This is a genomic window from Mesorhizobium sp. M0060, from assembly GCF_040323155.1.
GTDB lineage: Bacteria > Pseudomonadota > Alphaproteobacteria > Rhizobiales > Rhizobiaceae > Mesorhizobium.
The window spans coordinates 1-14,171 of the sequence record NZ_JAMYUP010000064.1 but is presented as its reverse complement, the minus strand read 5'-3'; the positions used below and the strand labels follow the sequence as shown (position 1 = coordinate 14,171).

General features: G+C 57.9%; 15 protein-coding genes. 14 read left to right on the top strand and 1 reads right to left on the bottom strand.

The genetic code is table 11. From position 1 onward, the window contains the following. Positions 1–81 precede the first annotated feature (81 nt). Positions 82–1,056, top strand: coding sequence for an N-acetylglucosamine kinase (locus NKJ94_RS31640; protein ID WP_352531010.1), 975 nt, complete (start codon positions 82–84; stop codon positions 1,054–1,056). Next, positions 1,053–2,066 carry an SIS domain-containing protein gene (locus NKJ94_RS31635; protein WP_352530985.1) on the top strand — a complete coding sequence of 338 codons (1,014 nt, stop codon included), beginning with the start codon at positions 1,053–1,055 and terminating at the stop codon, positions 2,064–2,066. The genes NKJ94_RS31640 and NKJ94_RS31635 overlap by 4 nt, the downstream gene beginning before the upstream one ends. A 72-nt stretch (positions 2,067–2,138) precedes the next feature. On the opposite strand, the gene NKJ94_RS31630 is transcribed toward NKJ94_RS31635, so the two are convergent. Next, a complete protein-coding gene (locus tag NKJ94_RS31630) occupies positions 2,139–2,327 on the bottom strand; it encodes a hypothetical protein (RefSeq protein ID WP_352530983.1) in 189 nt (62 codons plus the stop codon). On the opposite strand from NKJ94_RS31630, the gene NKJ94_RS31625 reads away from it, so the two are divergent. The 12 genes from NKJ94_RS31625 to NKJ94_RS31570 form a co-directional block, all read left to right on the top strand. Then, positions 2,314–3,084, top strand: coding sequence for a carbohydrate ABC transporter permease (locus NKJ94_RS31625; RefSeq protein WP_352530981.1), 771 nt, complete (start codon positions 2,314–2,316; stop codon positions 3,082–3,084). The two genes, NKJ94_RS31630 and NKJ94_RS31625, sit on opposite strands and share 14 nt — an antisense overlap. A 119-nt stretch (positions 3,085–3,203) precedes the next feature. Further along, the gene (locus NKJ94_RS31620; protein ID WP_352530979.1) at positions 3,204–3,911 is read left to right on the top strand and encodes a carbohydrate ABC transporter permease; all 708 of its coding nucleotides are present in this window, start codon (positions 3,204–3,206) and stop codon (positions 3,909–3,911) included. 24 nt (positions 3,912–3,935) lie between these two features. Further along, positions 3,936–5,237 (top strand): ABC transporter substrate-binding protein, encoded by a 1,302-nt coding sequence (locus NKJ94_RS31615; RefSeq protein WP_352530977.1) that lies wholly within the window; start codon positions 3,936–3,938, stop codon positions 5,235–5,237. Between the two features lie 80 nt (positions 5,238–5,317). Beyond that, a complete protein-coding gene (locus NKJ94_RS31610) occupies positions 5,318–6,796 on the top strand; it encodes a sulfatase family protein (RefSeq protein ID WP_352530975.1) in 1,479 nt (492 codons plus the stop codon). A gap of 145 nt (positions 6,797–6,941) precedes the next feature. Further along, positions 6,942–7,772, top strand: coding sequence for a MurR/RpiR family transcriptional regulator (locus NKJ94_RS31605; protein WP_352530973.1), 831 nt, complete (start codon positions 6,942–6,944; stop codon positions 7,770–7,772). Between the two features lie 74 nt (positions 7,773–7,846). Next, positions 7,847–8,995: an ABC transporter ATP-binding protein gene (locus tag NKJ94_RS31600; RefSeq protein ID WP_352530971.1), complete on the top strand. Its 1,149-nt coding sequence runs from the start codon at positions 7,847–7,849 to the stop codon at positions 8,993–8,995. Between the two features lies 1 nt (position 8,996). Continuing rightward, positions 8,997–9,947, top strand: coding sequence for a carbohydrate ABC transporter permease (locus tag NKJ94_RS31595; RefSeq protein WP_352530969.1), 951 nt, complete (start codon positions 8,997–8,999; stop codon positions 9,945–9,947). Positions 9,948–9,949: 2 nt separating this feature from the next. Further along, positions 9,950–10,783: a carbohydrate ABC transporter permease gene (locus tag NKJ94_RS31590; RefSeq protein ID WP_352531008.1), complete on the top strand. Its 834-nt coding sequence runs from the start codon at positions 9,950–9,952 to the stop codon at positions 10,781–10,783. Between the two features lie 40 nt (positions 10,784–10,823). Beyond that, positions 10,824–12,080, top strand: a complete 1,257-nt coding sequence (locus tag NKJ94_RS31585) for an ABC transporter substrate-binding protein (RefSeq protein WP_352530967.1) — start codon at positions 10,824–10,826, stop codon at positions 12,078–12,080. Between the two features lie 60 nt (positions 12,081–12,140). Further along, positions 12,141–12,950, top strand: coding sequence for a phosphodiesterase (locus NKJ94_RS31580; RefSeq protein WP_352530965.1), 810 nt, complete (start codon positions 12,141–12,143; stop codon positions 12,948–12,950). Beyond that, positions 12,947–13,657, top strand: a complete 711-nt coding sequence (locus NKJ94_RS31575; protein ID WP_352530963.1) for an HAD-IA family hydrolase — start codon at positions 12,947–12,949, stop codon at positions 13,655–13,657. Before NKJ94_RS31580 ends, NKJ94_RS31575 begins: the two co-directional genes overlap by 4 nt. 255 nt (positions 13,658–13,912) lie before the next feature. Next, positions 13,913–14,171 (top strand): hypothetical protein (locus NKJ94_RS31570; protein WP_352530961.1); only part of this gene is annotated, 259 nt, incomplete at its 3' end.

Genomic DNA, 14,171 nt, shown 5'->3' with positions numbered 1-14,171 from the left:
ACGTCGTTATGATGAAAAAAATCATCTTTCATCAGAGTTGAGATAGTGATATTCTCCGCCGCCAAACTGGAAACGCGGTTGATGCACGCGACTACGAACAGAGATGAAGAGATGTGTTCTATCTCGATCGGTGTCGATATCGGTGGCACCAAAACGCATTTGAGGGGGTGCTCGGACCAGGGTACGGCCCGCGACCTGATCGTGCCAACCAGTGAGTGGCGCTCTGGTGCCTGTGACCACAATATCCCTGGACTCATCGCGCTAGTCCGCCGGTTTGCTGCTGACGCCACGCCCAACAGCATCGCGATTGGCTCTCATGGATGCGATGACGATGCCGAGTGCGGCCTGCTTCAGCAGCAACTGTCGAATCATTTCGCCTGTCCCTTAAAGGTCGTCAATGATGCGGAGCTTTTGCCCGTCACCATGGGATTTTCCAGCGGAATAGGTGTCGTCGCGGGCACTGGCTCGATCGCAGTCGCTCGCGACGATAGCGGCAAAATGCATGTCGCAGGCGGCTGGGGATGGGCAATCGGAGACGAAGGGAGCGCACCTGGTTTGATGCGGGAAGCGGGCCGTGCGGTGCGGTTACATATTGATTTGGGGGGAGCCAAGACGGAGCCCCTTGTAGAGGCACTTTGTGAAACCTTTGGGCTGACCAGCCCCACAAACATCGGCGCTTCAATCGCGCAGCAAGGCAGCGCGTCCGCTCTGGGCCGCCACGCACCCGTAGTCTTCAAGGCAGCCAATGCCGGTTCGCTGTTGGCCAAACGCGTCATCAACGAGGGTGCCTCTGCCTTGGCTCAGCTGGTCCACCATCTGATGTTAGGCGGCGTGCACGACAAACATGTTGTGGTGGGCGGTGGGGTCATTCTTGCTCAACCGCTTTTGGCCAACGCATTTTGTCAAGAAATTGCCAGCCGCTTCGGGGCTACAGTAGCCGTCACTTTCCTTAACAGGCCGCCGGTCTTGGGAGCCTGCCTCATGGCGCAGCAAGTTCGCACCGGTGGGGCCAGCACTGAAGGTCCAATCATGCCTCAACACAAGGATGTTCAATGATTTACAGATCGGCGATTGCCCGTCAGCCTGATCAGTTTCGCCATGCGTTGGAAGTTGTCCAACCGCAGCTCCGGAAACTTGATCTCTCCCAATTCAAGAAGGGAACTTTGGTCGTTACAGGGATAGGCGCGAGCTACGAAGCTGCGGCGGTGGTGACCGGCGAACTTCAGCGTCGCGGTAGGCGGGCAAATACCTGGCGCGCTGTCGATCTCGTTGAGCCGGGAGATCCTGGCGATTCCATTATCGTGCTTTCTGTCGGAGGAAGGAGCGTCGAGCCCATTGCTGCGCTTAACGTGCACAGTCAGTTGCCGTCCCTTGCAATCACGAATGAAGGCAATGACCCGCTGTCGCGCGCCGCTTCAACGGCAATTCGGTTTGAGTCCGGGCTGGATTCGCTGCCGTCAAGCACCGGCTACACAGGGTCACTTTTGGCAGGCGGGCTGCTGGTTGATGCTCTTGGCGGTGGAGAGAGCTTTAATTGGAACGACATTCCCCACATCGCAAGCGAGGTCCTGAAGACCTCGGCGAAGAAAATGGCTCGTGCTGGCGAAATGTTCCGTGACCAGCGAGCCATCGACTGCGTTGGCGCAATATCCGCCTTTGGTACAGCGGGCGAAGCTTGTTTGCTTATTCGTGAGGCTGTCAGGGTTCCGGCAGGCGCCAGCGACACGCTGCATTACCTGCATGGTCCGATGGAATCTATGGATCAGGCGACCGGGATATTGATATTCGGCGATGGCCGCGAAGTGCGGTTGGCGCAGGAGTTAGCCGAAATCGGCTGTGCAGTTCTTCTAGTAACCGCGAGCGAGTTGCCTCGAGACCACAAAGGCCTGACAGTTGTGAAAGTGCCTCCACTGCAGAACCGTGTTGCCCGGGCCATCGTAGACATTCTGCCCACCCAGCTGCTGGCGGCCGAGCTGTCCGACGCGGCTGGACTTACGGATGTCCCGTTCCGTTATAGCCAAACAGACACAAAGGTTGCGATGGACGAAGCGGAAACGCGGATCTGAGCTCGCACGTCCGGACATAACAACGTTCCGGACCTCCTTCCTAGCCGGACTTTTTGACACACTCGGTCCCATTCAGCTCGCCAATGCCAGCCAGACCAGGCTTTCAACATGGGCATAGACATCAAGGAGGAACGGACCCATGGCATATTCCCGGCTTAATGCGTCCTCGACGCTGGTTACCCCCGCGATCGGGTTCCTATGCCTTGCGACGTTCGTCCCGATCGCAGCTGTCGTTGCGCTCTCATTCATGGATTTCAACATCGCCTTCCCCGGAAAGACGACCTTCATCGGCATTTACAATTACACACGCTTCTTGTCCGACGGCCGATTTCTCAACGCTGCTTTCGTGACATTTGGCTTAGTCGTTATGCCCGTCGCGCTTCAACTCCTGTGTGGGTTGGCGCTGGCATTAGCTCTGAAGGAGAAGCTCATCGGTACACGGTGGATGCGAGCAGCTTCCCTGCTTCCCTCCGTAGTTCCGCCAGCGGTAGGCGGAATTGTGTGGAAATTGTTTGTCATTCCTGGTGTGGGCGGCCTGTCTTATTTCGCAAGCTTCTTTGGGCACAATCTCGACGCCGACCTGCTGGGAGGCAAGGCCTCAGCGCTTGTCACCGTAATCATCGTGTCGGTTTGGTTCGGGGTTCCCATAGTTGCTTTGCTGCTTCTTTCCTCCCTTGATTCAATCCCCGGCGAGATTTATGAGGCGGCCAGCCTCGACGGTGCAAGTTGGGCTCAGGCCCAACGGTATATCTCCATACCGCTTGTCTTACCTGCAATGGGAGCCGTTGCAGTATTTCAAGCCTTGGAGGTCCTCGGCATTTTCCCGGTGATTTTCGTGCTGACTGGAGGCGGGCCTGCAGGGGCGACGGAGCCCCTTAACTTCTACGCTTTCCTGACCGCATTTACATATCTTGACCTCGATTATGCCGCCTCAATTCTCGTGGCGTTCACAGCCACAATCGTCGGCGCTTGCTTTTGGTTTGTTCGCCGAATCTCGGCTGGCCGAGTTGGGGGCTGATCATGCATCGAGACCTTGGACGATACATCTACGGATATGTCATCTGTGCTGCGTTCGCGCTATTCCTATTCTCTCCAATCCTGTGGACACTTTCGACATCTCTCAAAGAGCCGACAGAGATGTTTCAATGGCCGCCGGTGATCGTGGGAGAGCCGTCCATTCAGCACTATACCGCGATAATCGCCGACAAGGACTTTTCTTCGGCGCTCATCAATTCAATTGTGGTCTCATGCAGCACCATTGTAGTGACCATGGCGCTTTCGGTCCCGGCGGCATTTGGCATCTCCCATCTGCAGAAGACTTCCATGCGCAGGCTGTTGACGTTGGTATTGGCGCTCCGGGCTGCGCCAGCGATGATTTACATCATCCCCTATTTTCTCTTTTTCCGCCAAGTAGATTTGGTCGACACGAAGATTGCGCTGATCATCGTCAACACCACGTTCGCTATCCCGCTCGCGATTTGGTATTTATCGGCGTTTTTTGACCAAGTTCCTCGTGAAATCGAAGAGGCCGCTACCATAGATGGCGCGTCAACGCTGCAGGTGATGACACTTATCTCGATACCTATTTCCAGGTCCGGCATCTTAGCAACAGCTATATTAGTCTTTATTGGTTCTTGGAACGAGTTTCTTTTCGCGCTGACGCTAACACGCGATAACGCAAAAACTGCAGCCGTCGCAATTCTGAATTTCATGCCGTTTGAGGGAACTGATTGGGGCAAAGCGGCAGCCGCCTGCGTGCTTATGCTGGTTCCGATCGTGGTTTTCGTGCCGTTCGTAAAGAAGTACGTCGCCGGCTCAACAACGACCGGTTCCGTGAAAGGGTGAAACGTTAGCTCAAGGAGAGAAGCAATGAGGTACATCGGAATTCTTGCTGTCGCATTAGGTGTTGCCATTGGCGGGGGAGCATCGGCTCAGCAGCGGTACGACGGCGTAAAGATAAAGATCCTATCGACAAACTCAGCATACGATCTTGAGCTCAAAAAATTTGCGCACGAGTTCACAGAGAAGACCGGCGCTGAAGTGCAGTTCGATCTCTTCGGTTATGCGCCGACCGTTCAGAAGGTGTCGGTCGAGCTCTTGACACGTTCAAACAGCTACGACGTGGTCTACTTAGGGAGCGAGGAGTTCGGGCGATACGCATCTGGCGATATCCTGGAGCCGCTCGACAACTACATCGACATGAAGAGTGCCGATGTACAGGATTTCATCGCTCCCGTGCTTCGCCTGTACAATAAGGACGGCAAACAACTGGCATTGCCGCATTTCGCGGCGACGCAGCTCCTTTACTATCGTCCCGACTTATTGGAGAAGGCCGGTATCAAACAGCCACCACAAACGTGGGAGGAATTCCGCGATGACTGCGAGCTGTTGAAAAAGGCTGATATTCAGTGCACCGCACTAAGAGGGCAACCCGACACCGGTGAGAATATCTGGTTTTGGGGCCAGGTCCTGTATGCTTTCGGCGGCAAATATTTCGCGCACGAACCGGCGGATCTGACGCCCACGGTCAATACACCCGCCGCTGTGGAGGCGCTGAAATGGTACACAGACGTGATGACCAGGTTCACCGTGCCTGGCAGCACCTCAGCAACGTTTGACGACGTCGTCATTGCGATGCAGCAGGGCCGCATTGCAATGACGGTGGAAGGCGCTCCTACTGCCGGCCGCATTCTCGACCCCAAGCTGTCGAAAGTCGTAGGTAAGCTTGGATTCGCTTTGCCGCCCGGCGGAGTAAGTGGGAGGTTCCCGCCATTTGCGGGACAGGCCTATGTCATCCCGGCGGCATCAGAAAACAAGGCAGCCGCAGCCGCATTCCTTCAGTGGGCGACAAGTAAAGATGTGATGAAACGCATTTCACTCGATAGCACCTTTGTCGCGATCACGAGATCGTCCCTGTGGAACGATCCGGAGATACTTGCCAAGCACGACTACAATTATGGCCACGGGTCGTTCGCGGCAACATATGCTGAAACTCTTCGGGTCGCGCCGGAGTGGTATTATCCTCGAATCCCTGAATTCAAGGAGATCGGCGACCGCCTCGGTCGAGCCCTGCAGGAGGCGGTTGTTGGCAGCAAAAGTGCCCAGGCCGCTTTGGATGATGCTCAGACTGAGGCCGTGGATATCTTAAAACGGGCTGGATATTTGAAGTAGTCTTCACGCACCCGGCCACCGGCGCGATTGACGCGCCGGTGGCGAACGAATTAGACCTCTATTGCGTTTGAGGATCAGAGTTGGGCAACTTTAATATTGTCTGGATTTGCAGTGATCAACAACGTTGGGACACGCTGCGGTGTCTCGGGTTCAAGGGCACGCAAACTCCCAATATCGACCGTCTGGCCGCGAGGGGTACAGCATTCGCTCGTGCGTATTGTCAAAGCCCGATCTGCACGCCGAGCCGAACGAGCTTTCTGACGGGGTTGTATCCGATTGCACACCAAGTGCATCAAAACGGCGCCGGCACGTTTCCTTCGCATCTCGTTTTGCTCCCAAAACTGATGGCGAATGCCGGATACTACCCGGGGCACATAGGGAAGCTGCACCTATCTGCCACTCGTGGCATGATAGAAAAGCGCCCCGACGATGGATTTGCCGAGTTCTACTGGAGCCCTGAGCCATTTCCGGAGTGGTCAGGCAACCATGACTATCATGCGTGGATGTGGTCAAAAGGCGTCGATCCCGTAGCCTACTTCAAACCGTATCTTGACCAACATTATGGCCCGGGACCGGCCGCAGAATATCGGCAGGCGCGTTGGGCAGGCGATCGGGCAGAGCGTTTCATCAAGATGCATTCTGGTCGTAATTGGTATTTAGGCATTAATATCGACGCACCTCATCCGCCTCTCAATCCCCCGCCTGACTACCTCAGGCGTTTCAACCCAAGTGATATGCCTGATCCTGTCTTCAGGCCGATCGATCTCGAGCATCAGAAGAAATTTGAACGAGTCGATCAGCAGGCAAAATTCGCGGTGGATCCGTGGCAGGCCGCAGCAGCCGTCGGTCAGGCGCACAATGACGAGATCGCCGGGCCTACGCATGAAGCGCCACCCACGAACTTCGACATTTGGGAGATGAGAGCGGCATATCATGCGGAGGTGGCTCAAGTCGACGATCTAGTCGGCCGGGTACTGGACGCTTTGACGGAAACCGGCCAGCTGGATCGCACCATCATTGTCTTCATGAGCGATCATGGTGACATGATGGGTGACCACGGCCTGCTCTACAAAGGCTGCCGTTTCTATGAGGGTCTGGTGCATGTCCCGCTTATGATTTCCGTGCCCGGCAGCTCAGCCCAAGGATCGGTGTCGAATGCACTCGTCGAGTTGGTTGATATTGCACCCACATTGCTCTCGTTGTCGGGTCTTGAGATCCCCAGCGCTATGCAGGGGCTGTCACTCGACCAGATGCTGCTTGGCAACACCTCATTGGAATACCACAAGCCGTACGTGGTCAGCGAGTATCACAATTCTCTCCGATTCCACGGGAGCCGGGGGTCACGCGCATCAATGTACTATGATGGACGCTACAAGCTAAATGTATATCATGATGTTGGAATAGGAGAGTTGTTCGATCATCAAGAAGACCCCAATGAGCACTATGATCTCTGGGATAGCGCCCATCAGAGGGGCTTGAAATGCGACCTTTTAGGGCGCAGCTTTTCCGCTATGATGCTCAGAAGTGGATCCGGCCCGAACAGAATTGAGGACTACTAGTCTTCCCAGATCGGGCGAGCACTGGCTAGTCCTGTTCTCCCAATCTCGAAGTCGGCCCCTGGTCGCGCGCGCTTCGGAAGCCAATCGTCGGACGGGTCGATGGCATCTGGCTCTCTTTTCTGCGGCTTCATAAGGTATGGGTATCATGACGATGAGCATTAACTCACCCGCCGCGACAGCGGCAGAGCGCGAGAGCATCTTATCTGGCTTGCAGGAAGACATCGATCATCTGCCGAATGCGCTCGCTCGGATCGCCAAATACATCCTGGAAAATCCTGAGAAAGTGTTGCACCACTCGGTCGGGGAACTAGGCGAATTCGCGGGTAGTGGGGAAGCCAGCATTTTGAGGCTTTGCCGCCAGATCGGCTTTTCCGGCTTTCGCGATTTCAAGCTGGCGCTGGCGGCAGAGATTGGCCGCCCCAGGCCTCCATCCACCGCCGCGCAGCAGCCCAACGCCGCCCTGCAAACCTTGCACGACACGATGGCTCGGAATCTAGGGATCGCACACAGCAATGCCGATCTCGAGGCCCTCGAGAAGCTCGCAGAAGTGATTGCGGCGAGCAGAAGGATAGATCTTTACGGAGCAGGAATGTCGGGCGTGACGGGAGAACTGCTCGCCTATCGGCTCTTGCGAGTTGGGCTTACGGCGCTGGCGTTCAGAAACTCAAACATGGCTCACGAAGTGGCCAACGGACTCAGTCCCGGATGCGTGGCGATCGGCCTTTCGATCTCCGGCCTGACAATTGATACCGTTCAGTTCCTCAAGGGCGCCCGCTCCGCGGGGGCACTGACCGTCGCCATCACCAACCGCGCCCGTAGCCCGCTCGGCAAGTCAGCGGACTTCATCTTGCAGGCCTCCGGCCTTGACGACCATCCGATCGGCGGCACGCTGACCCCGATGATCGGCAAGATCTTCGTGATCGAAAGCCTGATGCTGGCACTGGGAAAGGCGATGGAGAAATCGGTTGCGAAATGAAATTAAACTCCGTATGTCATGAAAATGAAATAAAGCTCCATTAAGCCCTGTCGCCAACCGAAAGGGAACTCGGAATGGCTGCGTTGGATCTCCACATTGACAATGTCGGCAAGCGGTATGGCGCGACTGATGTGCTTCGCGGCGTCTGTCTAAGGATTGCTGCCGGGGAATTTGTGACACTGCTCGGGCCCTCCGGCTGCGGCAAGTCCACGCTTCTTCGCATAATAGCAGGGCTGGAGCGGGCGGATCAGGGCCACGTGCGTGCAGGGGGCAGGGCGCTGGATACCGTGGCGCCGAAGGACCGCGACCTGGCCTTCGTGTTCCAGAGCTACGCCCTTTATCCGCATCTAAGTGTGTACGACAACATCGCAGCCCCGCTGGTCATGCGCGAGCTGACCAGCTTGGAACGGCTTCCGGTGATTGGCGGCCTGCTGCCAGGGGCCGGCCAACGCAATCGCTCGATCGAGGAGCGGGTCCGTCAAACATCGGCGCTGCTCAAGCTCGATGCGCTGCTCGACCGCCGGCCGGCGGAGCTTTCGGGTGGACAGCGCCAGCGCGTGGCTTTGGGACGCGCTATGGTGCGCAAGCCGAAGATCTTCCTGATGGATGAACCCTTGGCAAATCTGGACGCAGCGTTGCGCATTCATACGCGTGGCGAAATCGCGCGGCTCCACAAGGAAATGCAAACGACGACTATCTTCGTTACCCATGACCAGGCCGAGGCGGCAGCACTTTCCGACCGTGTCGCCGTCATTTTTGGCAGCGAGCTGCGCCAAGTTGCAGCCCCTGCCGATCTTTATCGCGAACCCGTCGATCTCGATGTTGCCCGGTTCCTGGCCCAGCCATTCCTGAACGAGGTCGAGGTGGCCGCCCCTGTCGGCGGCGCGCTCATCATCGACAGCAGTAGGATCATCATTCGCGATGCGCTCGGATCCGGACAGGCCGGAACGCTGGCCTTTCGGCCGGAGCATGCATCCCTCGTCGACAGGGACCGACCGGGCGCCCTGCCGGTTTGCGTCACGCGCATCGAGCATGCAGGGATGGACGCTCACGTCTTTGTCCATGCCGGGGCAGGCGCTGAGTTCGTCGCCCGGATTTCGGCCGAGCGAGCACAATCACTGCGTGGCGGCGACAACTTGGGACTGACCATCGACTCGGAAAAGGCATGGTTCTTTCCTTGGGACGGCTCGCGCCAGAGTCGCGATCACAGCAGGGTAGCCTGATATGGCCGTGGTCGACGACAATCCGATCGGTCGCTTGGCTCAGAACATTTCAGGCGGCTACCGCCCTGCTCGCGCCCAGGCACAAGCCGGAATGATCCTGGCCACACCCGCGACGCTGCTGCTTGCCGCTCTTGTCATCGCTCCCACCGTTCTAGTTTTCTTTCTGTCTTTTACAGATGCTTCGCTTGGTTTGGCCGGTGTCCGGTTCATCGGGCTTGCGAACTATACGCGCATGCTGACGGACCCAGGCTTTGCTCAGAGTCTGCGCAACACCGCGCTCTATGTGGTTGTGGTCGTGCCGACATCAATCGCGTGGGGCCTGCTGGTTGCTCTCTTGATCGCTCGGTCACGATTTGCCATCGTCTATCGCACCGCCTACTTCCTACCGGTGGCCGCGACCCTGGTCGCTCTCGCAACCGCGTGGGAAGCGATCCTGCATCCAAGTCTCGGCTTCGCCAACTCATTGCTGCAGCTTTTGGGCGCATCGCCGGTCAGCTTCCTGTCCGATCCCTCGACGGCCATGTATGCGCTCTCGGCGATCGGCGTCTGGCAGCTGGTCGGCTTCAACATGATACTTTTCGCGGCCGGTCTTTCAACCATTCCGGAGGAGCTCTACGAAGCCGCGGCGATCGACGGAGCGGACACGGGGCTGAAGCGCTTCCTGCTGGTGACTTGGCCGATGCTGGCGCCGGTGACGCTGTTCGTCACCGTAATGACAATCATCCGCGCCTTTTCGGTCTTCGAAACGGTTGCAGTCCTCACACAGGGCGGCCCGATGAAGTCCACCTCCGTCATTCTCTACACATTCTATGAAGAGGGCTTCCGCTTTTTCCGGGTGGGGTATGCGTCAGCGATCTCCGTGTCTTTCTTCGTCTTCGTGACTTTCCTGTCGCTCGTCCAGATGCACGTCTCCGAGCGCCGGGCGCGCTGGAAAGCAAGTGGAGGTCGATGATGATGATCCTGGCGCAATCTTCCGCATCCCGCATTGCCTTGCATGCCGTGCTTGTGACCGGCGCGATCATAATGGTCTTCCCTTTTGTGTGGATGATCCTTGCCTCTATGACTCCACAGAGCGAGATTTTCGACGGCAGCCTGCTGCCAACCCCGACCCTTAACGGCGCGATTGACAATTACAGCACCGCGCTTTCGGCAATTCCGCTTCTTCGGTTCATGGGAAATGGCTTTGTCGTGTGCCTGACAATTCTTGTGTTGCAGGTCGCGATCGCCATCCCGTGTGGCTATGCGCTGGCCAAGCTATCCTTCCCCGGCCGCCCAATTCTGCTTGCGGCCGTCCTTCTCGGTCTTCTGGTGCCGGTGCAGATACCAACGATCCCGATCTACATAGCGCTGGCGAAATCCGGGCTGCTCGACAGCTATGCCGCGCTGGTTCTGCCCTGGATCATTTCGGTATTTGCCATCTTCCTGTTCCGGCAGTTCTTCGTGACTTTTCCCGACGAGGTGCTCGACGCGGCGCGGCTGGACGGTTTCAGCGAGCTCTCGATCGCCCGGCGGATCATGCTGCCTGCAGCATGGCCGGCCGTCGCTTCCTTCTCGATCTTCTCTGTCGTGGCCCATTGGAACGATCTCTATTGGCCACTGGTGGTGATTACCACTCCCGACATGATGACGCCTTCCCTTGGAATTGCCTATTTCCGGCAGGCGGGCGAAGGCGCCGGTAATGTCGGTGCGCTTATGGCCGGGGGCGTTCTCGTGACCGCGCCCTTAGTCGCTCTTTTCCTTCTCATGCAGAAACACTTCATCCGGGGCCTGGTGCTTGGCCGACGCTAGCTCCGTTTCCAAACCTCGTCTCGAACCTCAGGAGAGCAATGTGAAAACCCTTGCAATGATCCTCGCCGCCGGCATCACTGCCGCGCTGGCAGCCATGCCGGCGCAAGCCGACACAAAACTCGATGTCTATTACGCCTGGCCCGAACACGAAGTAATCCATAAGCCGATTGCCGATCGCTTCATGAAGGACCACCCGGACATCAAGATCAACTTCCGCGTCGCCGCGCCGAGTTATGATGAGGCTGTCCAAACGTTGATCCGCCAGAGCATGGCGGGCGAGTTGCCGGACGTCCACTACGTCGGCTTCAATGTGTTGCGTCCGCTCGTGGCGCGTGGGCTCGTGAAGCCCATCGACGATCTCGCTGCCGCGGATCACCTAGCCGAGAAAGGCTACACGGATCAGGTCCTTTCTCTCGCAACAATCGACGGCCATCTCTACGGTCTTCCGTTCGCCATGTCGACGCCGGTTGTTTACTACAATGCCGATCTCGTGAAGAAGGCGGGTGGCGATCCTGACAAGATCCCAGGCGACTGGGATAGCTTCGTCGAACTTGCCGGCAAAATTGGAGCGCTCGGCAATGGAACGTCCGGCATGTATTACCAACTTGGCTCGGACGACTGGACCACGCAGAACCTGGTGCGCAGCTTCGGCGGACGGATGATGAACGACAAGCAAAGCGACATCGCTTTTGACGGTCCTGCCGGCCAGGCCGCAGTCAAGCTGTTCAAGAGATTCCATACCGCTGGTGCTCAGCCGACGATCGACTCGCGCGCTGCCCAGCAGCTCTTCACTTCCGGCAAACTTGGTTTCTTATTCGCCTCTGCCGGCAGTGTGAGTGGCTTTGAAGCTGATGTTGGAGGCCGGTTCAAGCTCCGCACCGCCAAGCAGCCGCTAGGCGTTGAAGATGCGACGATGCCGACGGGCGGCATGGTCGCAGTAATCCTCACCGACGATCCCGCCAAGCGCGCCGCCGCCTGGGAGTACGTCAAGTTCGCGACTGGTCCTGAAGGCCAGAGCATTGTCGTACCTAATACCGGATATATGCCGACGAACACGCTTGCCCTCGACAAGGATCATCTCGGCGCGTTCTACGACAAGCATCCGAATTGGTACACCAGCGTGCTCCAGACGCCCCGCGCCCGCCCGTGGTTCTCTTGGCCCGGTGACAACGGTGTTCAGATTGGCGAGGTCCTACGCGACGAAATGACGGCCATCGCGCTTGGATCCAAGGAACCGGAGGCCGCCCTCGCAGACATGGCGTCCCAGGTTCGCGCACTCCTGCCGAAAACCAACTGATCGTCTCGTCCGGGACGCTGCACGCCGTGCGGCGTCTCTCCCTTTTTCGCGGATTTACCAATGAAACTGATCCACTTGACTGATCTCCACCTTGTGCCGGCCGGCGCTATGCTCTTTGGCTTCGATCCGGCCGAGCGAATCCGCAAGACCATCGAGCGCATCAACCGCGATCACGCCGATGCCGAGCTTTGCGTGGTGACCGGCGACCTCACCGACGAGGGAGACTTCGCTTCCTACGAACTGTTACGCGAATTGCTTCAGGAGATGCGCGTACCCATCCGGCTTCTGCTCGGCAACCACGACAGTCGTCAAAACTTCTTACGCGCTTTCCCCGGCGAGCCGCGCGATAGGAACGGTTTTGTCCAGTCAGTCCATGACACCTCGGTCGGGCGCCTCATCTTCCTCGACACCCTGGTGGAGGGTCTTGGGCATGGCGCGCTGAACGAGGGACGACTGGAATGGCTGTTAGAGCGGCTCACCGAGAGGCCGCAGGCGCCGGCGTACCTCTTCGCCCATCATCCGCTACAGCCGATCGGCCTGCCGCACTTTGAGCCTTGGAATACGGAGAACTGGCGCCAGACTATGCGGGCGATGGTGGGGGCCGGCAATGTGCGACACGTCTTCCATGGTCATGTGCACGTCGATGTCAGCGGCACCTGGAGCGGCATTCCGTTCAGCGCAAGCCGTGGGGTTGCACATCAGATCATACCACACTTAGCGCGCAGGGATGCGGATTTTGTCGAGGACGCCCCGGCTTTCGACGTCGCACTGATCGACGATGATAGCGTCCTTGTGCACCGTTTCGAAGTCAACGACCGACATGTGGTTGAGGTCTCCGTTGCGGGCCCGGTTCCGAAGGACGTGCAATGAAACAACAGAACCCTTATGAACTGGTCATCTTCGATTGCGACGGCGTTCTGATCGACAGCGAGACGCTGGCAAGTCGCATTGATGCCGAGGAACTTACCCGCATCGGCTATCCCACGTCGTATTCTGATGTGGTTCTGCGCTTTACCGGCCTGTCCTCAGCCACCATGCGGAAGATGATCGAAGAAGACTGGGGCCGCCCTCTCCCCAGCGACTTCGACACCATCGTGCAATCCCGGATCAAGGAAAGCTACCGGACGGAACTGCAAGCCATCAGCGGTATTGACCGGCTCCTGCATCAGTTGTCGTTACCTCGCTGCGTCGCCTCAAGCAGCGCCCCCGACAAGCTGCGACTGGGGCTTGAACTGACGGAGCTTTGGCCGCACTTGCATCCGTACGTGTTCAGCTCCGTCATGGTAAAGGCGGGCAAGCCTGCACCGGACCTGTTCCTGTTCGCTGCGGCTCAAATGGACACTGAGCCGGCGCGCTGCGTCGTGGTGGAGGACAGCATTGCCGGCGTCGGAGCCGGTGTGGCCGCTGGGATGACGGTGATCGGTTTCACAGCGGGCGGCCACTGTTTCGAGGACCACGGTCAACGATTGCTCTCAGCCGGCGCTGCTGTCGTCGCGCGATCAGCTGAAGAACTTGGCGTATTGCTGATGACGAGCGAGGTTCAGCCGCGTTCAAAGATCGCAGAAGGGACCCGGTAGTAGCATGTGCTGCAACGCCTTCGTGGCTAGGGAACACACTCGGCCTCCACGAACGTCCACCTTTCGACGCTCATTGCACCCCGGAACGGCTAATAAGCGCGACAGGATGAGGCTGGACCATATCTATTATTCCCGAGCAATGTTTTTGACGCGCCATGTGAGCATCGCGGCAACGCAGATCTGAAGGTTAGCGTGGGAGGGGAGGAAATATCCAGATCCCCGTTCGCCACCGCCGGACAAGCCTGGTAAGTAAGAATGAGCGAGGCGGCCACGAGCGGCACATCCCAAACGAGCAGCCAGCGGTCTGAATGCGGGCATACCGGTGTAGTGCGTCGCCGCGATGCCGCCTACCAGGAGCGCACCACCGATGTGGACGCGTGGCGAGATGTCGATCGTGAGACCCCAGGGATTGTAAGCGCCTCGCCGATCACCTATGGGTTTGGGCTTGATGTTTTCCGGAATCGCCAGGGCATGAGTTCCTCGATCTGGCTCTGTGGATGGCCGTTGATGATGG

Coding starts and splice junctions, on each gene's coding strand:
- NKJ94_RS31640 (WP_352531010.1), top strand. CDS start 82: ATGCACGCGACTACGAACAGAGATGAAGAGATGTGTTCTATCTCGATC.
- NKJ94_RS31635 (WP_352530985.1), top strand. CDS start 1,053: ATGATTTACAGATCGGCGATTGCCCGTCAGCCTGATCAGTTTCGCCAT.
- NKJ94_RS31625 (WP_352530981.1), top strand. CDS start 2,314: ATGGATTTCAACATCGCCTTCCCCGGAAAGACGACCTTCATCGGCATT.
- NKJ94_RS31630 (WP_352530983.1), bottom strand. CDS start 2,327: ATGTTGAAATCCATGAATGAGAGCGCAACGACAGCTGCGATCGGGACG.
- NKJ94_RS31620 (WP_352530979.1), top strand. CDS start 3,204: ATGTTTCAATGGCCGCCGGTGATCGTGGGAGAGCCGTCCATTCAGCAC.
- NKJ94_RS31615 (WP_352530977.1), top strand. CDS start 3,936: ATGAGGTACATCGGAATTCTTGCTGTCGCATTAGGTGTTGCCATTGGC.
- NKJ94_RS31605 (WP_352530973.1), top strand. CDS start 6,942: ATGACGATGAGCATTAACTCACCCGCCGCGACAGCGGCAGAGCGCGAG.
- NKJ94_RS31600 (WP_352530971.1), top strand. CDS start 7,847: ATGGCTGCGTTGGATCTCCACATTGACAATGTCGGCAAGCGGTATGGC.
- NKJ94_RS31595 (WP_352530969.1), top strand. CDS start 8,997: ATGGCCGTGGTCGACGACAATCCGATCGGTCGCTTGGCTCAGAACATT.
- NKJ94_RS31590 (WP_352531008.1), top strand. CDS start 9,950: ATGATCCTGGCGCAATCTTCCGCATCCCGCATTGCCTTGCATGCCGTG.
- NKJ94_RS31580 (WP_352530965.1), top strand. CDS start 12,141: ATGAAACTGATCCACTTGACTGATCTCCACCTTGTGCCGGCCGGCGCT.
- NKJ94_RS31575 (WP_352530963.1), top strand. CDS start 12,947: ATGAAACAACAGAACCCTTATGAACTGGTCATCTTCGATTGCGACGGC.